Annotated in this window: 20 protein-coding genes; 7 read left to right on the top strand and 13 right to left on the bottom strand. The window is 61.4% G+C overall.

Annotated features, from left to right (window positions below; translation table 11 throughout):
- Window positions 1–7 precede the first annotated feature (7 nt).
- The 10 genes from MTX36_RS04825 to MTX36_RS04780 form a co-directional block, all read right to left on the bottom strand.
- On the bottom strand, window positions 8–2,422 hold the full coding sequence (locus MTX36_RS04825; RefSeq protein ID WP_243618581.1) for an NADH-quinone oxidoreductase subunit G: 2,415 nt from the start codon (window positions 2,420–2,422) through the stop codon (window positions 8–10).
- Window positions 2,419–3,720 (bottom strand): NADH-quinone oxidoreductase subunit NuoF, encoded by a 1,302-nt coding sequence (gene nuoF / locus MTX36_RS04820; RefSeq protein ID WP_243618580.1) that lies wholly within the window; start codon window positions 3,718–3,720, stop codon window positions 2,419–2,421. Before nuoF ends, MTX36_RS04825 begins: the two co-directional genes overlap by 4 nt.
- A 1-nt stretch (window position 3,721) precedes the next feature.
- Window positions 3,722–4,540, bottom strand: a complete 819-nt coding sequence (gene nuoE, locus MTX36_RS04815) for an NADH-quinone oxidoreductase subunit NuoE (protein ID WP_243618579.1) — start codon at window positions 4,538–4,540, stop codon at window positions 3,722–3,724.
- Window positions 4,537–5,871, bottom strand: a complete 1,335-nt coding sequence (gene nuoD, locus MTX36_RS04810) for an NADH dehydrogenase (quinone) subunit D (RefSeq protein ID WP_243618578.1) — start codon at window positions 5,869–5,871, stop codon at window positions 4,537–4,539. The genes nuoE and nuoD overlap by 4 nt, the downstream gene beginning before the upstream one ends.
- The gene (locus MTX36_RS04805; RefSeq protein WP_243618577.1) at window positions 5,871–6,533 is read right to left on the bottom strand and encodes an NADH-quinone oxidoreductase subunit C; all 663 of its coding nucleotides are present in this window, start codon (window positions 6,531–6,533) and stop codon (window positions 5,871–5,873) included. The genes nuoD and MTX36_RS04805 overlap by 1 nt, the downstream gene beginning before the upstream one ends.
- Window positions 6,530–7,084, bottom strand: coding sequence for an NADH-quinone oxidoreductase subunit B family protein (locus tag MTX36_RS04800; protein WP_094272479.1), 555 nt, complete (start codon window positions 7,082–7,084; stop codon window positions 6,530–6,532). Before MTX36_RS04800 ends, MTX36_RS04805 begins: the two co-directional genes overlap by 4 nt.
- Window positions 7,085–7,144: 60 nt before the next feature.
- Window positions 7,145–7,504, bottom strand: coding sequence for an NADH-quinone oxidoreductase subunit A (locus tag MTX36_RS04795; RefSeq protein WP_169633751.1), 360 nt, complete (start codon window positions 7,502–7,504; stop codon window positions 7,145–7,147).
- A 214-nt stretch (window positions 7,505–7,718) separates the two neighbouring features.
- Window positions 7,719–8,141, bottom strand: coding sequence for a hypothetical protein (locus MTX36_RS04790; protein ID WP_243618576.1), 423 nt, complete (start codon window positions 8,139–8,141; stop codon window positions 7,719–7,721).
- Between the two features lie 136 nt (window positions 8,142–8,277).
- Window positions 8,278–8,712, bottom strand: coding sequence for an SRPBCC family protein (locus MTX36_RS04785; RefSeq protein ID WP_243618575.1), 435 nt, complete (start codon window positions 8,710–8,712; stop codon window positions 8,278–8,280).
- A 105-nt stretch (window positions 8,713–8,817) separates the two neighbouring features.
- Window positions 8,818–9,279, bottom strand: coding sequence for a toxin-antitoxin system HicB family antitoxin (locus MTX36_RS04780; RefSeq protein ID WP_243618651.1), 462 nt, complete (start codon window positions 9,277–9,279; stop codon window positions 8,818–8,820).
- Between the two features lie 139 nt (window positions 9,280–9,418).
- Between MTX36_RS04780 and thyX the strand changes: the two genes are divergently transcribed.
- Genes thyX through MTX36_RS04760 form a run of 4 tightly spaced genes read left to right on the top strand, consistent with a single transcriptional unit; the run spans window position 9,419 to window position 13,783 of the window.
- Window positions 9,419–10,168 carry an FAD-dependent thymidylate synthase gene (thyX, locus tag MTX36_RS04775; RefSeq protein WP_243618574.1) on the top strand — a complete coding sequence of 250 codons (750 nt, stop codon included), beginning with the start codon at window positions 9,419–9,421 and terminating at the stop codon, window positions 10,166–10,168.
- Between the two features lie 46 nt (window positions 10,169–10,214).
- Window positions 10,215–11,120: a 4-hydroxy-tetrahydrodipicolinate synthase gene (dapA, locus tag MTX36_RS04770; RefSeq protein ID WP_243618573.1), complete on the top strand. Its 906-nt coding sequence runs from the start codon at window positions 10,215–10,217 to the stop codon at window positions 11,118–11,120.
- The gene (locus MTX36_RS04765) at window positions 11,121–13,136 is read left to right on the top strand and encodes an RNase J family beta-CASP ribonuclease (RefSeq protein ID WP_279394178.1); all 2,016 of its coding nucleotides are present in this window, start codon (window positions 11,121–11,123) and stop codon (window positions 13,134–13,136) included.
- A gap of 23 nt (window positions 13,137–13,159) precedes the next feature.
- On the top strand, window positions 13,160–13,783 hold the full coding sequence (locus tag MTX36_RS04760) for a TIGR03085 family metal-binding protein (RefSeq protein WP_243618572.1): 624 nt from the start codon (window positions 13,160–13,162) through the stop codon (window positions 13,781–13,783).
- Window positions 13,784–13,800: 17 nt separating this feature from the next.
- Here the strand turns inward: MTX36_RS04760 and MTX36_RS30180 are convergent, their stop codons facing one another.
- Window positions 13,801–14,166: a hypothetical protein gene (locus MTX36_RS30180; protein WP_243618571.1), complete on the bottom strand. Its 366-nt coding sequence runs from the start codon at window positions 14,164–14,166 to the stop codon at window positions 13,801–13,803.
- A 22-nt stretch (window positions 14,167–14,188) separates the two neighbouring features.
- Between MTX36_RS30180 and MTX36_RS04750 the strand changes: the two genes are divergently transcribed.
- Both MTX36_RS04750 and MTX36_RS04745 read left to right on the top strand, forming a co-directional pair.
- On the top strand, window positions 14,189–16,723 hold the full coding sequence (locus MTX36_RS04750; protein WP_243618570.1) for a DNA translocase FtsK: 2,535 nt from the start codon (window positions 14,189–14,191) through the stop codon (window positions 16,721–16,723).
- Window positions 16,724–16,771: 48 nt separating this feature from the next.
- On the top strand, window positions 16,772–17,746 hold the full coding sequence (locus MTX36_RS04745) for a TerC family protein (protein ID WP_243618569.1): 975 nt from the start codon (window positions 16,772–16,774) through the stop codon (window positions 17,744–17,746).
- Between the two features lie 6 nt (window positions 17,747–17,752).
- On the opposite strand, the gene MTX36_RS04740 is transcribed toward MTX36_RS04745, so the two are convergent.
- On the bottom strand, window positions 17,753–18,037 hold the full coding sequence (locus MTX36_RS04740; protein WP_243618568.1) for a YciI family protein: 285 nt from the start codon (window positions 18,035–18,037) through the stop codon (window positions 17,753–17,755).
- A 33-nt stretch (window positions 18,038–18,070) separates the two neighbouring features.
- Entirely contained in the window at window positions 18,071–18,595 is a 525-nt protein-coding gene (locus tag MTX36_RS04735; RefSeq protein WP_094272489.1) for an amino-acid N-acetyltransferase, read from the bottom strand.
- Between the two features lie 120 nt (window positions 18,596–18,715).
- Here MTX36_RS04735 and pgsA point away from each other — a divergent pair, with 120 nt between their 5' ends.
- Complete coding sequence (gene pgsA / locus MTX36_RS04730; protein WP_243618567.1) at window positions 18,716–19,366, top strand: CDP-diacylglycerol--glycerol-3-phosphate 3-phosphatidyltransferase; 651 nt, start codon at window positions 18,716–18,718, stop codon at window positions 19,364–19,366.
- Window positions 19,367–19,370 lie beyond the last annotated feature (4 nt).

Genomic DNA, 19,370 nt, shown 5'->3' with positions numbered 1-19,370 from the left:
TACCCGCTCATGATGGCACCTGCTTCGAGATCCTGACGACGCCACCGGGGGAAACGGCCAGCGTTCGGTTGACCGCGCTGCCGGGTGAGTTGAGGGGGAGCCAGACAACTCGACGTGGCATATCGGTGATCACCAACGGCAACGTGATCGTCCCGCGTTCCGAGCTGACAGAAACCGGCTGGCCCTCCTCGGCTTCGATCTCGGCGGCCGTCGTTGCAGACAATCGGATGACGGGAGCGTGCGCTGTGCCGGCCAGGTTTGGTTCACCGTCCTGGAGTCGGCCGAGATCGAGAAGTAGGTGCCAGCTGGCCAGAATGGCTTCACCCAGTTTCGGCTCGGCGGGGGCAATCGGTGATGACGGAGGTGCCGGAACGCGCTCGCCAGACCACTTTCCGAGCTTGCCGATTTCTGCGCGCGCGGCGGCGGCATCGGGTAGCCGGAGATCCAATCCCATCTCGGCGGCAATCGCGTGCAGGACTCGCTGGTCCGGCATTACACCGGTTGTCCGCAGGGCCGTATCGAAGGGACGCTTGCGGCCTTCCCAATCAACGAATGTTCCCGGTTTCTCGGCAACCGGAGCTACCGGGAATATGACGTCCGCCAGTTCCGTGACCGAACTGTGCCGAATTTCGAGGCTGACCACAAAGCCTGCCGCTTCGACGGCAGCCTTTGCAGCATCTGGATCTGGCATGTCGGCAAGGTCGACGCCGCCAATGAGAAGTGCACCCAGCGCCGACGCTGATCCCAGTATCTGCGCCGCATCTTGGCCGTCGGCGGCGGGAATCTCGCCATCCCACAGCGAGGAAACTTCCTGCCGAGCAACAGAATGGGTGATCGGTCGACCACCCGGCAGTAGCTGCGGCAGTGCGCCGGTCTCGATTGCGGCGCGGTCACCGGCGCGGCGCGGAATCCAGGCCAGTCGTGCGCCGGTGGCTTCGGACAATTGCGCTGCTGCTGTGAGTCCGCCGGGAATTGCGCCCAGCCTTTCTCCGATGAGGATGACGGCACCAGGTTGGCGTAGGAGCATGCCGATCTCACTGGATTGCTCGCGCAGGGCGTCGAGAACCGCAGGTTCGTCGCCGGGGCGAGCCTGCAGTAGTCGGCCCGACATTTTCTGGAGACCGCGAGTTATGTACGGCGCAAGTGAGATTACTGCTGCTTTGCGCGTACGCGCAGCCTTGCGCAGGCGGAGGAAGATGATCGGGGACTCTTCCTCGGGTTCGAGCGCCACCAGCAGTGTGACCGGCGCGGAATCCAGGTCCTCGTATCTGATCGAATCTTCGAGCGTCTTTCCGGCCACGTGTGAAGCCAGGAATTGAGCCTCCTCGGCGGACTGGGTACGAATCCGGAAGTCGATATTGTTGGTACCCAGCGCGATTCGTGCAAATTTGCTGTACGCATAGGCATCTTCCAGCGTTGAGCGCCCACCGACCAGCACACCGGCATTGTCGCGGGCTTCGATAAACTTTCGGGCCACCAGGTCGAGAGCAAATGGCCACGACGCGGGAACCAGCGTGCCGTCGTCATGGCGGATAAGGGGAGTCGTGATTCGATCACCCTGTGTTGCATAGGAAAACGCGAACCGGCCCTTGTCGCAGTTCCACTCCTCGTTGACCTCCGGATCGTCGCCGGCAAGGCGTCGGAGAACCTTTCCGCGGCGATGATCGGTGCGTTGCGCGCAACCGTCGGCGCAGTGTTCGCAGACGCTCGGACTGGACACGAGATCGAAGGGCCGGGCACGGAACCGGTACGACGTGTTGGTCAGTGCGCCCACCGGGCAAACCTGAATAGTGTTGCCGGAGAAATAGGACTCGAAGGGTTCGTTGGCGTAGATCCCGACCTGCTGCAGGGCGCCGCGTTCGAGGAGTTCGATGAAAGGGTCACCGGCGATCTGCTGCGAGAACCGGGTGCATCTTGCACAGAGGACACACCGTTCCCGATCGAGCAAGACTTCCGACGACAGGGGAATCGGCTTGGGATAAGTCCGCTTCACTTCACCGAACCGGGACTCCGTTCGGCCCGTCGACATCGCTTGATTCTGCAAGGGGCACTCGCCGCCCTTGTCGCAGACCGGGCAGTCGAGCGGGTGGTTGATGAGCAGCAATTCCATGACGCCGCGTTGCGCCTTCTCCGCGACAGGTGAGGTGACCTGGGTGTTCACCACCATGCCTTCGGTGACCGTAGCGGTGCACGACGCCAGAGGTTTGCGTTGACCTTCCACCTCGACGATGCACTGTCGACATGCGCCGACGGGATCGAGGAGGGGGTGATCGCAGAACCGGGGAATGACAATGCCGATCATCTCGGCGGCCCGGATGATCAACGTGCCCTTGGGGACCTGAACTGTGGTGCCGTCAATGGTGAGTGTGACGAGTTCCGAAGGGGCGGCCTCGCCGGTTTCTACATCAGAGGCTGCGGTCATGACGCGTACGCTCCTGTCGCGAGAACGGACCGGTGCGGATCGAACGGGCAACCGTCTTGATCGAAATGGGCCAGATACTCGTCGCGAAAGTACTTGAGCGAAGACATGATCGGGCTGGTGGCGCCGTCGCCCAGGGCGCAGAACGACTTTCCGAGGATAGTGTCGGAGATGTCGAGCAATTTGGTCAGGTCGGCTTCAGTACCGGAACCACTCTCGAGGCGCTGCAGGATTTGCACCAGCCAGTACGTGCCTTCACGGCAAGGAGTGCACTTGCCGCACGACTCGTGGGCGTAGAACTCGGTCCAGCGAAGCACCGCCCGAACGACACACGTGGTCTCGTCGAAGATCTGCAATGCTTTGGTGCCCAACATGGATCCAGCGGCGCCGACGCCCTCGTAGTCGAGGGCGACATCAAGATGTTCGTCCGTGAAGATCGGTGTGGACGACCCGCCGGGCGTCCAGAACTTGAGAGTGTGACCGGCGCGCACACCGCCGGCGTACTCGAGTAGTTCACGCAATGTGATGCCGAGGGGAGCCTCGTACTGTCCGGGCGTCGTGACGTGGCCAGACAACGAATACAACGTGAATCCGGGCGACTTTTCAGTACCCATTGATCGGAACCATTCCGGTCCGTTGTGGATGATTGCCGGCACGCTGGCAATGGATTCGACATTGTTGACCACGGTCGGGCACGCATACAGTCCGGCGACGGCGGGAAAGGGTGGACGCAATCGCGGTTGGCCACGGCGACCCTCCAGGGAGTCGAGCAACGCGGTTTCCTCGCCGCAGATGTACGCGCCCGCACCGGCGTGTACCACCAGATCGAGGTCGAAACCGGTACCGAGGATGTTCCGGCCGAGGTAGCCGGCAGCGTAGGCCTCCGCGACAGCGGTCTGCAAGCGCCGCAGTACCGGGACAACCTCGCCGCGGACGTAGATGAAGGCCTTCGCGGCGCGAATCGCGTACGCCGCGATGATTACACCTTCGACCAGTGTGTGTGGCGTCGCCATCATCAACGGCATGTCCTTGCACGTACCGGGCTCGGATTCATCCGCATTGACCACGAGGTAGTGCGGCTTGTCATCTCCCTGCGGGATGAAACTCCACTTCAATCCCGTGGGAAATCCAGCGCCACCACGCCCACGCAGACCCGCATCCTTGATCGTGTCGATCACGGAATCGGGTGTGCCGGACAGTGCTTTGTGCAACCCCTGATAGCCGTCATGGCGTAGATACGCGTCGAGAGCCCACGACGAGGGTTCGTCCCAGTACCGACTCAGTACAGGCGCGAGTGGCATGTCACTTCCCTTCGCCGGGCGTGGACGTATCGGTTGCAGAGGGTTCCTGCCGGTGCGCAACTCTCAAGCCGGCGAGGGTAGCGTCGCCGCAGGTCTCCGCCTCCGAGGCCTCCACGCGAGAATCTTCGAACCCCGCGAGGGTGCGGGCCGTTTCACGGAACGAGCACAGTGTGGCGCCTCGACTGGGCGTGACGCGCTCGCCGCCGCGCAGTGCATCGACCAGGGAGCGCGCTGATTCCGGCGTCTGGTTGTCGAAGAACTCCCAATTGACCATCACCACCGGTGCGTAGTCACACGCGGCATTGCATTCGATGTGTTCGAGGGTGATCTTGCCGTCGGAAGTGCTGAGCGAGTGTGACGCGTCGTCGCGGGTTCCTGCTGATCCGAGGTGCTCTTCGAGGGCTTCGAGAATGGCGTCGCCGCCCATGATCGCGCACAGAGTGTTGGTGCAGACACCCACCAGATATTCTCCGGTCGGACCGCGTCGGTACATGGAGTAGAACGTGGACACTGCCGCAACTTCGGCCCCGGTGAGCCCGAGTTTGCCTGAGCAGAAGTCGATTCCGGCCGGCGTGATGTACCCGTCCTCCGACTGGACGAGATGCAGCAATGGAAGGAGCGCTGATCTGCTGGTGATCGACGTCTGCCCGGCGGAGTCGTCGCGGTACCTCGCGATAATTGTCTCGGCATCGCTGTCGAGTCGAGCGAGAACATCAGCAGGGTAATTGGTTCGGGCACCCGGACGAACCAATTGGGTGGGCTCCTCCGGGCGCGGTCCGAGTTCGATGAAGACACGGGTGCCGTGTGCGCTTTCGGTCATCGATCTACTCCGCCCATGACGGGATCGATGCTGGCTACCGACGCGATTACATCGGACACCATGCCTCCCTCGCACATCGCTGCTACGGCCTGCAAATTGGTGAACGAAGGATCCCGGAAATGCACGCGGTACGGCCGGGTGCCGCCGTCGCTGACCATGTGAACGCCGAGTTCCCCCCGAGGTGATTCAACGGCCACATAAACCTGACCGGCTGGAACGCGGATTCCTTCGGTGACCAATTTGAAGTGATGGATCAGCCCTTCCATCGACGATTCCATGATCTTGCCGACGTGTTTCTGGGAATTGCCGAGGCCGTCAGCACCGACCTCGAGGTCTGCCGGCCACGCAATTTTCCGGTCGTCCACCATCACTGGTCCGGGTCGCAATTTGTCCAGGCATTGCTCGACGATCTTCAGGGACTCCTTCATCTCCTCCACCCGGATGATGTACCTCCCGTAGCAATCGGATCCGGTGTGAGTGATCACGTCGAACTCGTAGTTCTCGTAACCGCAATACGGCCCGGCCCGACGCTGATCATGCGGATACCCCGTGGCTCGCAACACCGGCCCCGTCACTCCGAGAGCCATGCAACCGGTGAGATCCAAATATCCGATGCCGCTGGTGCGGGCCTTCCAGATGGAATTGTCGGTGAGCATCAATTCCATGTCGCGCAGGCGATTCGGCAGAACCTTCAACAATTCCCGTACCTTCGCGACCGATCCGTCGGGAAGATCCTGCGCCAATCCACCGGGACGAATGAAGGCGTGGTTCATTCGAAGCCCGGTGATCGTCTCGAAGACGTCGAGGATCAGTTCGCGTTCGCGGAAGCCGAACAGCATGGCGGTGACAGCGCCCAACTCCATGCCGCCAGTCGCCAACGCGACAAGATGCGAAGAAATGCGATTGAGTTCCATCAGCATCACGCGAATTACGGTTGCGCGCTCGGGGATGTCCTCGGTGATGTCGAGTAGTTTTTCGACGCCCAGGCAGTACGCCGTCTCGTTGAAGAACGGAGACAGATAGTCCATACGAGTGACGAAGGTGACGCCCTGTGTCCAGTTTCTGTACTCGAGGTTCTTCTCGATTCCCGTGTGTAGGTAGCCGATTCCGCATCGCGCCTCGACCACCGTCTCACCCTCGATCTCGAGGATCAGGCGAAGAACGCCATGCGTCGACGGATGCTGAGGGCCCATGTTGACGACGATCCGCTCGGCACCGGCATCGGATCGATTCTGCGCCGCAGTGGCAACAATCTGGTCCCAGTCCTGACCGGCAGCGGTGTAGACGGTCTCGGGCCGTGTGGATACTTTCTTGTCTGCAGTGTTATTCATCAGCGGTACGACCTGCGCTCGTCGGGGGGCGGTATCTGGGCTCCCTTGTATTCAACGGGGATTCCGCCGAGGGGATAGTCCTTGCGCTGGGGGTGGCCTTGCCAGTCATCCGGCATTTCGATCCGCGTCAGCGCCGGATGGCCGTCGAAGATGATGCCGAAAAAATCGTACGTTTCGCGTTCGTGCCAATCATTGGCCGGATAGGTGCCCACCAGCGACGGAATGTGCGGATCCGAGTCGGGTACGGACACTTCCAGTCTGACCCGGCGATTGTGCGTGATGGACGAGAAGGGGTACACGGCGTGCAGTTCACGTCCGGTATCCGAGGGGTAGTGAACTCCGTTGACACCGAGACACAATTCGAACCGCAAGTCCGCTTCGTCCCGGAGACGCCGGGCTACCGGCGGCAAGTACGAACGCTCGACATGCAGGGTCATCTCGCCGCGGAAGATCACGACTTTCTCGATTGCTTCCGAGAATTCGATGCCCTTGTCGGCAAGTGCGGTGGTCAATCCGTCGGCTATGGCGTCGAAATAGCTTCCGTACGGCCGAGAAGCGTTGTCCGGCGCTGAGATCGGTCGGGTCAGGCGGCTGTATCCCGAGGTGTCTCCGCTGCCTCGCACACCGAACATTCCTCGTCCATCATCGCGATCAGTGGTCATCGCAGAAGGCCCTTCACCTCGAAGAGGGGAGTGGACGCCAGTGCCGCGCGTTCAGCAGCCGCGCGTGCCTCCTCTCGGTTGACGCCCAGCGGCATTTCCTGAATCTTCTTGTGCAATTCGATGATTGCGTTGAGGAGCATCTCGGGACGAGGTGGGCACCCGGGCAGGTAGATGTCGACCGGAACGATGTGGTCGACACCCTGGACTACCGCGTAGTTGTTGAACATTCCACCCGACGACGCGCATACACCCATGGCCAGCACCCACTTGGGCTCTGCCATTTGGTCGTACACCTGGCGCAGGACGGGCCCCATCTTCTGACTGACACGACCGGCGACGATCATCAGGTCCGCTTGGCGAGGGGACGCCCGGAAGGCCTCCATACCGAATCGCGCCAGATCGAATCTGCCGGACGTCGTGGACATCATCTCGATTGCGCAGCAGGCGAGGCCGAACGTTGCCGGCCACAGGGAGCCCTTGCGAACATAACCGGCCAAGCCTTCGACAGTGGTCAGTAGAAATCCGCTGGGAAGCTTTTCTTCGAGACCCATACTCGACTCTTTTCAGTCGTAAGTGTTGCTGTGACCGGCATTTTCGGTTCGGTGAGGGAACTAATCCCAGCTCAATCCACCTCGTCGCCATTCATAGGCGTAGGCAACCGAGACGTTGACGATGAACAACCCCATGGCGGCCAGTCCGAACAGGCCGAGCGAGTCGAAATGAACTGCCCAGGGGTAGAGAAAAACGATTTCGATATCGAAGATGATGAACAACATGGCGGTGAGATAGAACTTGACCGGAAAACGACCGCCACCGGCTGCGCGGGGTGTCGGCTCGATTCCACACTCGTACGCTTCAAGTTTGGCGCGGTTGTACCTACGGGGGCCGACGACGGACGCCAGGATTACGGACACAACGGCAAAGGCCATCGCAATGGCACCGAGCACGAGAATTGGTACATACGCGTTCATGTCGCCCGAACCCCTCTCCGTCGCCGAAAAGACTGTGCTGATCCTGCCAAAACTGGTACTGCCACACCGATACTGCCAGCAACTCGCCGATCATGTGACCTGTGACACCACACTAGGGGGTGCCTCCGACATTGGGGTTGATTTTCGGTGTGTGGAGTTTGCGTCCCCGGTTACGAAGTAGCCGCTGCTGCAACGGGACACCCAAGATTCCGAGCTACAGGCCGAGCCGAGTTCGAAGCAAGCCGATCACCGTCGACGCCAACTGCAGGGGATCGATGGGCTGGGGAACAGCGGCTTCGGCGCGCGACCACGATGCCAGCCACGCGTCGTCGGGCCGACCGGTCAGAATCACGATCGGCGGACAGTCCGTGATTTCGTCCTTGAGCTGCTTCGCGACGCCCATGCCCCCGGCCGGAACTGCCTCGCCGTCGAGGATCGCAAGGTCGATGCCGCCTCGATCGAGCTTGTCGATCACCACCGGAGCCGTCGCCACCTCGATGTAGTCGATCGGGGGGAGGTCGGGATGAGGACGCTCACCGAGTGCGAGGCGCACCTGTTCGCGGGTGTGGGCGTCGTCGCTGAAGACGAGTACACGCACAGTGGGCGTGATGCGGGGCTCTGCTGTCGCTGCGGACACGCGGCCGACGTTACCCCGAGTGCGTTGATCGCGGCGGTGAATCTTTAACTTGATCAAGGACTTTGCGCAAAAATGCGAGAGTCCCCGGCTCCGGAGATTTCCGGGGGCCGAGGACTGCTGCGAATAATCTTGGGTGTCAGAAGCTTTCGACGAACTTGGTCAAACCCTTGCTGGCAGTCTCGAGAGCCACCTTCTGGGCTTTCTTGACCAGGAAACCGGGCAACGGAATCTTGGGGTCGATGGTCAGTTCGAAGCTGATTTTCGTTCCGCCGTCGGTCGGGGTGAGTACGTACGACCCGTCCTGCTGGTTCTGTTGTCCACTCTCGACCAGAGTCCAGGTCACCTTCTCGTCGCCTTCGAAGGTGTAGTCGACAACCTGCTCGTCGTTGATGCCGAGAACCGATACGGACATCCGGACCCGCTGGGGCCGGCCGTCGTCGTGGGTGCTTTCGATGGTGATCTTCTTGTGCGCCGACGACCATTCGGGCAACCGGTCTACGGCCGCAACGGCTGCCATGACAGTGGCCGGATCGGCCTTGATCTCAAATTCCTTGACGCCCGAAACGGCCATACGACTAACTCCTCCATGCCTGAGCGCGACAAATTCGTGCAACGTGTGCGGTGCAATTAGATCATTGCGGAACAGTTGCGCGGGGAGTGGATTTGCCGTGGCGTTTCAGTAGTCCATGCCGTTCTTGCGCATCTGATCGCGCAGCGCGCCTTGGACGGCTTGCGACACCCAGGAGTTCAGGGAAACTCCGTTCTGATTTGCGGCCTCTTCGGCGCGGGCCTTGATCTGTTCCATCATGCGTAGGGTCACCCGACTGATGTCGCCGCTGACGTCGTCGAAGGAGTACGTGTTGTCCTTGCCGTCGTCGTCGGCTGTGCTGCCTTCTGTAGATTTCTGGACGTCGACGAGTATTTCGTTGCCGTCGAGACGAACTTTCACGTCCCGGTTCTCGACCTCGGCGCTGATTTCTTTGGCAAGTTCGGTGGCAGCAGCCAGGATTACCAAACGAATCGACGGTTCGATGGCGGCGGCGAGAGACGTCGCGATTCGGCGAGTCTGATCATCGCCCAGTTCTGCTGCCGTGACGAGGTCGTCGTGCAGCTTCGCGGTGTACTCCGAAATGTCCATGACACCAACTGTGGCGTCAGAAGTGGCGTCAGTCAAGGCGTCAACTGATGTCACCCAATTTACCTGTCGGGATCTCCCTATAGAGTTGCCGCGCAATAGGGCCGGTAGAGCCTGACAAGTGCATCTCGAGGAGTCAGTAGTGCCGCACACTGTGTCACTGAAAGTGCAGATGGTGGCGAAGTCCGAGTTCTTCCCGCCAGATGACATCGACTGGGAAACAGATGCCGAAGGCGGCGAGGCACTCGCAGAATTCGCTGGTCGAGCGTGCTACCAAAGTTGGTCCAAACCAAATCCGCGTACCGCCACCAATGCCGGATACATCAGGCACTTGCTCGAAGTCGGCCACTCGTCCGTCTTGGAACACGCAACCGTGAGCTTCTACATCACCGGCATCTCACGATCCTGTACACATGAACTGATTCGTCACCGTCACTTCTCGTACTCGCAACTCTCCCAGCGGTTCGTCCGCGAAAACGATGCCAACGTCGTCGTACCGCCAGCAATCGAAGGTGACCCGAAACTCGAAGCCCTCTTCCTGGCGGCGACCGACGAGAGTCGCAGCGCCTACGGCGAACTGCTCGCGGCTTTGGAAGGCAAACTTCAATCTGTTCCGGGTGCGCCGGAGCGTGGCAAGCAGGCGCGTCAGGCTGCGCGCTCGGTTCTGCCCAATGCCACCGAAACGCGTCTGGTCGTCAGCGGAAACTATCGGGCCTGGCGCCACTTCGTGGACATGCGTGCGACCGAGCACGCCGACGTCGAGATTCGTCGCGTCGCAATCGAGTGCTTAAGGCAACTTCAGGCCATCGCGCCAAATGTGTTCGGAGACTATGAGATTCTCGGAAAATCGGACGGATCCGAGATCGCTGTCAGTGCATTTGCAGCCGAGTGAAGACTCGTGTGCAGAAGTAACCTCCACACCGGGTAACCTTCTGACCATGACCTACGGTGATTCCGCTTCTCTCGTCGAGCGTCCGTTCGGCACCATTTCCGTTGCGATGGTGACCCCGTTCACTGCCGACGGGAAGTTGGACGTCGACTCCGGAGTGCGCCTCGCAGCGCACCTCGTAGACAACGGCTGCGACGGCCTCGTACTTGCCGGCACGACCGGTGAGTCTCCGACCACCACCGAATCGGAGAAGCTCGACCTGCTCCGCGCGGTGATCGACGCCGTCGGCGACCGCGCCAAGATCATTGCCGGAGCCGGCAGTAACGACACCGCCCACAGCGTTGAATTGGCGCGGGACGCAGCTCGTGTCGGCGCCCATGGACTTCTTGTTGTCACCCCTTACTACTCGCGCCCCCCTCAGGCCGGACTCTTCGCGCACTTCACCGCCGTTGCCGACGCCACCGACCTGCCCGTCATGCTCTACGACATTCCGCCCCGCTCCGTTGTCGCCATCGAGACGGAGACCATCCGTCGCCTTGCCGAGCATCCCCGCATCAAGGCAGTCAAAGACGCCAAGGGTGATCTGAACGCGGGCGCAGAATTGATCGGCACTACCGACCTCCAGTTCTTCTCCGGCGACGACCCGCTGAACCTCCCGTGGCTCGCGGTCGGCGCTACCGGATTTGTCAGCGTCATCGGGCACCTGGTTCCGGGTCGCCTGCGTGACCTTCACACCGCGTTTGTCACTGGCGATATCGCCCGGGCGCGCGAAATAAACCTCAGTTTGATCCCTGTGATCCGTTCCGTCGCCCGTTTGGGTGGCGTCAGCGCTTCGAAGGCGGGTCTGCGACTCATCGGTATCGATGTCGGAGAACCGCGCCTTCCGCAGGTTGCACCCACTAAAGAGCAGATCGACGGCTTGGCCGCCGATCTGCATGCGGCAGGAGTTCTGTAAATGACCCGTCCCCCCCGACGTCGTAGCGCTAGTCGCCAAGCCGGACCGCCTTCGGCACCGGCTCCTGAAACGGCAGCCCCGAAAACTGCAGCCCCGGCACCGGCTACCCCGGTGGAAGCTCCGGTAGCCGCAGCGGCTCCGAAAAAGGCTGCGGCGCAGAAGAGCGCGCCGCCGAAGGCTGCTTCTCACAAGGCCCCAGCCCAGAAGGCCCCAGCTCAGAAGGACGCACCTCAAAAGGCTGCGCGCAAGTCCCCGTCGGGTAATCGCCCCGCAGCAAAGTCCGGTGGCTCACGCTCCGGAAACCGGCGTCCTGAGAACCGCCCGTCGGTAGATCCGACTGCACGACTGGGTATGCCGCCCAAGGCTCCGGCCGGCGGACTTCGTGTCGTCGCGCTCGGTGGAATCGGCGAAATCGGTCGAAACATGACCGTGTTCGAGCACCAGGGTAAATTGCTGATCGTCGACTGCGGCGTCCTGTTTCCCGAGGACCAGCAGCCTGGCGTCGACCTGATCCTGCCGGACTTCCGCTACATCGAAGACCGTATGGACGACGTCGAAGCCGTCATCCTGACGCACGGTCACGAGGACCACATCGGCGCTCTGCCGTTCCTCCTGCGCTTGCGCTCGGACATCCCCGTCATCGGCGCCAAGTTCACACTGGCACTGGTAGCAGCCAAGTGCCGCGAGCACCGTCTGCGCCCCAACCTCATCGAGGTTATCGAAGGCACATCCACAAACCATGGACCGTTCGAATGCGAGTACTTCGCAGTCAACCACTCCATCCCGGATGCGCTGGCCATCGCGATTCGTACCGACGCCGGCGTTGTACTGCACACCGGCGACATCAAGCTCGATCAGCTCCCGCTGGACGGCCGACTGACCGACCTCGCCGGCTTCTCCCGTCTCGGTGACGAGGGCGTCGACTTGTTCCTGGTCGACTCCACCAACGCCGAGGTTCCGGGATTCGTCACGCCGGAACGCGAGATCGGTGGCGTTCTCGATACCGTCATCGGCAAGGCGAAGCAGCGTGTCATCGTTGCATCCTTCGCGAGCCACGTGCACCGCATCCAGCAGGTCGTGGACGTCGCAGCGCGCTACAACCGTCGCATCGTGTTCGTCGGTCGCTCGATGGTCCGCAACATGCAGATTGCCCAGGATCTCGGTTACCTCACCGTGCCCGACGGCCTGGTAGTCGACATCGACACCGCTGCAAGCCTTCCCGACGACCGCCTGGTGCTCATCTCCACCGGATCCCAGGGCGAGCCGCTGGCAGCACTTTCGCGGATGGCACGCGGCGAGCACCGCCAGATCAACATCCGCGCAAACGACCTCGTCGTTCTCGCGTCGTCGTTGATCCCCGGCAACGAAAACTCGGTCTTCGCCGTGGTCAACGGTCTGGCTAAGCGTGGTGCCACCGTCGTTACCCAGCAGAGCGCCAAGGTTCACGTCTCGGGTCACGCTTCCGCTGGTGAACTGCTGTACCTGTACAACGCAGTTCGGCCCACCAACGCCATGCCCGTGCACGGAGAATGGCGCCATCTGCGCGCCAACGCGGCACTCGCCAAGGCAACCGGTGTTCCCGAAGAGCGCATCATCCTCGCCGAGGACGGCGTTGTGGTCGATATGGTCGACGGTCTCGCCGAGATCGTCGGACGCGTTCCCGTCGGGCACGTCTACGTTGACGGACTTTCCGTGGGCGATGTCGGCGAGCCGACACTGTCCGATCGTCTCGTGCTCGGTGAAGGCGGCTTCATCGCCATCACCATCGTCATCAACGAGTCGACCGGCCGCGCGGTCAGTACCCCGGAGGTATCGGGTCGAGGATTCTCCGACGACCCGACCGCGCTCAAGGATGCTGCCCAGTTGGTGGAATCGGACCTCACGCGTCTGGCCGGCGAAGGCATCATCGATGCGCATCGCATCGCACAGTCCGTGCGCCGCGTTGTCGGCCGTTGGGTTGCGGACAAGTACCGTCGTCGCCCGATGATCATTCCGACGGTTATCGCGGTTCCCTAAAGTATTCGAGTACGTTGGCGAAGGTGACCTTCGCGCATGATGAACGACTCGCCCTGGTGGACAGCATGGCCGACTTCGGTCCCGATGCTCCGACACTGTGTGGTGAGTGGACAAACCGTGATCTGGCAGCACATCTGATCATCCGGGAGCGGCGTCTCGACGCCGCTCCCGGAATCATGATCAGTGCCTTCGCCGGTCATACCGAGAGCGTACGAAAGGCCACCGCAGCGCGGCCGTGGGACGAACTCCTGCACGATGTGCGCAGCGGGCCGCCCACATGGTCGCCCCTGTACTGGCTCGACGCCCAGATCAATACCACCGAGATGTTCGTCCATCACGAGGACGTTCGACGCGCTCACCAACATTGGACCGCCCGTGCCCTGCCGGTGGGGCGGCAAGCACAACTGTGGAAATATGCGCGTCAGATCGCGAAGATGGGGTATCGCAAGGCGCCTGTCGAAGTGATCTTCGAACTGCCGTCCGGCGAGAGCGCAGTGGTGCACAAATCGGATTCACGTACCGTAGTTCTGCAGGGGGAGCCTGCCGAGCTTCTGTTGCATGCCTTCGGCCGCAACGAAGTCCTGATCGAGGCCAAAGGCGAGCTTGCCGACGTCCAATCGGTGATGAGCCTGGACCGCAGCGTCTGAATCGTCTGCTTGGGCAGCTAGCCGTCGCGAATATCACGATTCGAACGTATAAACGGTGTTGCTGGTGTTGCGGATGGTCCGGATGGGGTGGCACCGACTAGCCTGAACGACATGGCAGGTAAGTCGAGCGCCCGGGGACCTAGTACAAGCACGTCCGCGTCACGCACATCCACGTCCCAGGCATCGACCAGGTCGTTAGCATCTACTCCACCGGCGAGGGGCGGCGCAAAGTCGCGAACACGCACCGTCTCCACCCCACGTAACGTCACGACGTCGTCGCACGCCGGTGGTGCCAAACCTGCTCCGCGCAAAACTGCAGCCAAGAAGGCTGCGCCGGGAAAAGCTGCACCGCGAAAGGCTGCACCGCGAAAGGCGACGGGCACGTCCTCGTCCGCCCGCCGGCCCGTGTCCAAGGCCAAGGCCAAGCAGAGCTCCAGCCCCTTCGACGCGGTAGGCAAGGGCATTTCCAAGGGTTGGTCGTTGGCCGCCAGGGGAGTGGGGGCAACCACCCGTACCGTCGGCAAAGTCGGTGATATCGAAGCCGGCCACCGGCGCGACGGAATCGCGCTCGGACTCATCGCTTTCAGCGTTGTCGTTGCGGGAAGTGTGTGGTTTGCAGCCGGGGGTCCGATCGGCGGTGGAATCGCGACGGCCGTGCGCGCGGTGTTCGGAGCGGTATCGGCGGTCCTACCGATCCTGTGTGTCGGCATCGCGATCCTGCTGATGCGAACGGAACCCCGACCGGAAATCCGGACACGATTGTTCATGGGCTCGCTGCTGGTCGGTCTGCCCGCGCTCGGACTGTGGCATATCGGATCCGGTGCGAAGACAACTGCGCAGACACATGAAATGGGAGCCGGCTTCGTTGGCCGGGCGGTCGGTGGACCGTTGACAGATGGTCTGACAGTGTGGCTTTCGGCCCCGCTGCTCATGATCGCTGTGGGCTTCGGAATTCTACTTCTGACCGGCACCACTCTGCGTCAGGTGCCGGGGAAGTTTCAATCCTTCTTCGGCTCGCCTTCCGATGACGACGAATTCGATGACTACGGCAGCGAATTCGACGACGACAGCTACGGCCGGGACTACGGCGGTTCCTCCTATGATTCGTCGGACTTCGACGCCGACGGTTATCCGGTGGACACTTACGCGGAGCCGCCCCTACGGCCGTCCAAACGCTCGAGTCGTCGGGCACCGATCGACAACTATCCGACAGACGAATTCGAGTCCGGTGACAAGAAGACCGAGATCCTCGGATTGTGGAGTCCGGAACCGGATCCTGAACCTGCACTCGAGGTCCCCGAGGACGTTGCACCGGCACCTGTCGTCGAAAAGCCCGTAAGCCGTCCCAAGATTCCCGCTCGTTCGGTTCCGGTTGCAAAGCCGGCGCCCAAGCCTGAGCCGGAACCCGAGGAGACCGAGAGCTTTGTCACCGCTCCGGTGAGCGACAGTGACTACAACCTTCCGCCGACGTCGCTGTTGATCGAGGGCGAGCCGCCGAAGCTGCGCAGTCCGGCCAACGACGCGATGATCGAGGCGATCAGCGAAGTTCTCGAACAGTTCAAGATCGATGCTGCCGTCACAGGATTTACACGCGGCCCGACGGTGACCCGATACGAGGTCGAACTCGGTCCTGGCGTCAAGGTCGAGAAGATCACGGCACTCGCGCGAAACATCGCGTACGCCGTGGCCACCGACAACGTTCGTCTGCTGGCGCCGATTCCCGGCAAGTCGGCCGTCGGTATCGAGGTACCGAACTCGGACCGTGAACTGGTCCGTCTCGCCGATGTGTTGACTGCGCCGAGCATGCGCCGCGAGCGCCACCCCCTTGTCATCGGACTGGGCAAGGACATCGAAGGCGACTTCGTTCACGCGAATCTCGCGAAGATGCCGCATCTCTTGGTTGCTGGTTCGACCGGATCGGGTAAATCGAGCTTCGTGAACTCGATGCTCGTGTCACTGCTCACCCGCGCGACGCCCGAAGAAGTGCGGATGATCCTGATCGACCCCAAGATGGTCGAGTTGACGCCCTACGAAGGCATCCCGCACTTGATCACGCCCATCATCACGCAGCCGAAGAAGGCAGCCGCAGCGCTGGCGTGGTTGGTCGAGGAGATGGAGCAGCGCTACCAGGACATGCAGGTCAACAAGGTGCGTCACATCGACGACTTCAATGCCAAGGTGAAATCCGGCGAGATCTCCGCGCCGCTCGGCAGCGAACGCGTCTACCGGCCGTACCCGTACATCCTCGCGATCGTCGACGAGTTGGCGGACCTCATGATGACCGCGCCTCGCGATGTCGAAGAGGCGATCGTGCGCATCACTCAGAAGGCACGCGCCGCCGGTATCCACTTGGTCCTGGCCACACAGCGTCCGTCCGTCGACGTCGTCACCGGCCTGATCAAGACCAATGTGCCGTCGCGACTGGCGTTCGCGACGTCGTCCCTGACCGACTCACGAGTCATCCTCGATCAGCCCGGTGCCGAGAAGCTCATCGGTATGGGCGACGGTTTGTTCCTGCCGATGGGTGCGGGCAAGCCCACGCGTATGCAGGGCGCATTCATCACGGACGAAGAAATCTCTGCTGTTGTGGATTTTGCCAAGAACCAGGCAGAGCCCGAGTACACCGAGGGAGTCACGGCCCAGAAGGCCGGCGAGAAGAAGGACGTCGATCCGGATATCGGCGACGACATGGATGTGCTGCTTCAGGCCGTCGAGTTGGTGATTACCAGTCAGTTCGGTTCCACCTCGATGCTGCAGCGCAAGCTTCGCGTCGGCTTCGCGAAGGCGGGTCGTCTCATCGACCTCATGGAAAATCGTGGAATCGTCGGACCCAGTGAAGGTTCCAAGGCTCGTGAGGTACTCATGAAGCCCGAAGAACTCGACGGGGTGCTGTGGTCGATTCGCGGCGGAGATCCGGAGGAACCGTCTTCCGAGGACTGACAGTTCGGCCCGGCGGGTAATCCGTCGGGCCGAGAACCGGAGGTTGTCGTGCACGTGTCACCGCTGGCTTGGGGCATCACGATCGTGGTGATCCTCGGGTTGTTCGTCTTCGACTTCTTCGCGCATGTCCGAACGCCGCACGCTCCGACGTTTCGTGAGTCGGCCTTCTGGTCGACGGTCTACATCTCGATCGCGATAATCTTCGGCCTGGTCGTGATGTGGATCTGGGGAACCACGTACGGCGGCGAGTACTTTGCCGGATACGTCACCGAAAAGGCGCTGTCCGTCGACAACCTGTTCGTGTTCGTCATCATCATGTCGACGTTTGCGGTGCCGCGTGAGTACCAGCAGAAGGTGCTGCTCATCGGTATCGTTCTCGCGCTTGTCATGCGCGGCATTTTCATCGGTATCGGTGCGGCCGCGATCAATGCCTACAGTTGGGTGTTCTACCTTTTCGGGGCATTCCTGATCTACACGGCTTTCACCCTGATTCGCGATCACGGACACGAGAAGGAAGTCGAGGAGAAGCGAGACAGTCGCATTATCGCTATCGTGAAGCGGGTCCTACCGACCACCGAGGAGTACGACGGCGACAAGCTCGTCACGAGAATCAACGGCAAGCGCGTCGTCACACCGTTGTTGTTGGCACTCATCGCAATCGGATTCGCAGATGTGCTGTTCGCGCTGGATTCGATCCCGGCGATCTACGGGCTGACGCAGGAGCCCTACATCGTCTTCACGGCCAACGCGTTTGCTCTGATGGGCTTACGGCAGTTGTACTTCTTGATCGGCGGACTGCTCGAGCGACTGGTCTATCTGGCGTACGGACTTTCGGTGATCCTGGCCTTCATCGGGGTCAAGTTGGTGTTGCATGCACTCCACGAAAACACGCTGCCGTTCATCAACGGTGGAGAGCATGTCAGTGTGCCCGAGATTTCGACGATGCTGTCGCTGGCCGTCATCATCGGAGTGCTGGTCGTGACCACGATCGCGAGCCTGCTCAAGACTCGCGATCGTGCGTGACCAGTTTCAGCCGCTGAACTGACCCAGCACCGGCACCCACTCGGTGATCCGAACGTTCGCGATCAAATCTGCGATGGCAAAAGGATCGTGGGTGAACAGTAGAGCCACGGTCTCGGCGTCCGCGGTATCGACGATGATGAGGGCCCCCAGACCGTCGGCAAATGGGCCCGACGACAGCACGATGTCACGTTCGAGAAGATCAGTGAGCCACGCGCGGTGGTCGGCGCGAATCGCATCGCGCGCAGCGTTCTTTTCGGGGGCGTAGGTGTATTCGACGAGGAACAACGACATCGGGACCGCTTTCGGGGAAGTGTGTGAACCTTTTCAGAGCGTCAGAAGCATACGGGTATTGCCGAGAGTGTTGGGTTTGACGTAACTGAGGTCCAGGAACTCGGCGACACCGGCGTCGTACGACCGGCACATCTCGGTGTAGACCTCAGCGGTGACCGGAGTTCCCTCGATTTCCACGAAGCCGTGACGGTGGAAGAAGTCGGTTTCGAAGGTCAAGACGAAGAGTCGTTCCAGTTCCAATTCGCGGGCAACCTGGATCAGTTTGTCTACTACCTGGAAACCGGCGCCCTGGCCCTTGACCGTCGGATCGACGGCGACAGTGCGGATCTCGCCGAGATCGGCCCAGAGCACATGCATCGCTCCGCAGCCGAGAATTCGGCCGTCTTTCTCGGCCACCCAGAATTCCTGGACAGCCTCGTAGAGCGTGACAAGGTTCTTTTCCAGCAGGATCTTGCCTGAGTAGATATCGATGAGACGTTTGATTTCCGACACATCAGATGTTCGTGCCCGCCGCACGATCAAGTGGCTCTCGGTGTCGCTGCGCGCGGTGGAAGTCATGTGGTGCACATTAGTCAATGGGTCTACCGATATTCTGAGTCGCGTGCCCGTCCGCCCTATGAAATTCCTCCGCCGCTCGGTGACCTCCCGGGTTCGGCCCGCAGTCTCTGCGGTGATCCGATGACCTCGCCGCGCGATCATGCAGATGCCCATCGGGCCGCTGTCGGACCGTCAGATGGAACACCGGCCGCGGACAACCCCGTGCCACTCTTCAATATCGCCAACATCTTGACGATGCTCCGAATCGTTCTGGTTCCGGTGTTCCTCGTCGTGCTTTTTGTCGACGACGGACATCAAACCGCGTGGCGTCTCGGTGCCATGGCCATCTTCATCGTCGCGGCCATCACCGACCGGATCGACGGGCAGTTGGCCCGGAAGTACGGATTGGTCACCGACTTCGGGAAACTGATGGATCCGATCGCGGACAAGGCGCTGATCGGCGCCGCGCTGATCGGCTTGTCGATGCTCGGCGATCTGTCCTGGTGGGTCACGGGCGTGATCATTGCCCGCGAACTCGGAATCACAGTGCTGCGGTTCGCGGTACTGCGGCACGCCGTGATTCCGGCCGGCAAGGGCGGCAAACTCAAGACGCTCGTACAGGCCGTAGCTATCGGTTTCTACATCTGCCCCCTCCCGAGCAGTTGGGACACCGTCAGCTGGCTTCTGATGGCCGCGGCGGTCGTCCTGACTCTGGCGACCGGCATCGAATACATCGTGCAGGCAATCCGATTGCGCGCCGGGGTCCGATCTGCCGATCGCGACGGGCACTAGTTTC

The organism is Rhodococcus sp. ARC_M6 (assembly GCF_022810305.1).
Taxonomy (GTDB): domain Bacteria; phylum Actinomycetota; class Actinomycetes; order Mycobacteriales; family Mycobacteriaceae; genus Rhodococcus_F.
This window is presented reverse-complemented; position numbering and strand designations above follow the sequence as displayed.

Bases quoted from the DNA above. Each gene is read 5' to 3' on its own strand.
- dapA (WP_243618573.1), top strand. From the start codon at position 10,215: ATGACCTACGGTGATTCCGCTTCTCTCGTCGAGCGTCCGTTCGGCACC.
- MTX36_RS04780 (WP_243618651.1), bottom strand. From the start codon at position 9,279: ATGGACATTTCGGAGTACACCGCGAAGCTGCACGACGACCTCGTCACG.
- nuoD (WP_243618578.1), bottom strand. From the start codon at position 5,871: ATGAATAACACTGCAGACAAGAAAGTATCCACACGGCCCGAGACCGTC.
- MTX36_RS04740 (WP_243618568.1), bottom strand. From the start codon at position 18,037: ATGTCGTTGTTCCTCGTCGAATACACCTACGCCCCCGAAAAGAACGCT.
- nuoF (WP_243618580.1), bottom strand. From the start codon at position 3,720: ATGCCACTCGCGCCTGTACTGAGTCGGTACTGGGACGAACCCTCGTCG.
- MTX36_RS04800 (WP_094272479.1), bottom strand. From the start codon at position 7,084: ATGGGTCTCGAAGAAAAGCTTCCCAGCGGATTTCTACTGACCACTGTC.
- MTX36_RS04765 (WP_279394178.1), top strand. From the start codon at position 11,121: ATGACCCGTCCCCCCCGACGTCGTAGCGCTAGTCGCCAAGCCGGACCG.
- MTX36_RS04735 (WP_094272489.1), bottom strand. From the start codon at position 18,595: ATGACTTCCACCGCGCGCAGCGACACCGAGAGCCACTTGATCGTGCGG.
- MTX36_RS04785 (WP_243618575.1), bottom strand. From the start codon at position 8,712: ATGGCCGTTTCGGGCGTCAAGGAATTTGAGATCAAGGCCGATCCGGCC.
- nuoE (WP_243618579.1), bottom strand. From the start codon at position 4,540: ATGACCGAAAGCGCACACGGCACCCGTGTCTTCATCGAACTCGGACCG.
- pgsA (WP_243618567.1), top strand. From the start codon at position 18,716: ATGACCTCGCCGCGCGATCATGCAGATGCCCATCGGGCCGCTGTCGGA.
- MTX36_RS04795 (WP_169633751.1), bottom strand. From the start codon at position 7,504: ATGAACGCGTATGTACCAATTCTCGTGCTCGGTGCCATTGCGATGGCC.
- MTX36_RS04805 (WP_243618577.1), bottom strand. From the start codon at position 6,533: ATGACCACTGATCGCGATGATGGACGAGGAATGTTCGGTGTGCGAGGC.
- MTX36_RS04825 (WP_243618581.1), bottom strand. From the start codon at position 2,422: ATGACCGCAGCCTCTGATGTAGAAACCGGCGAGGCCGCCCCTTCGGAA.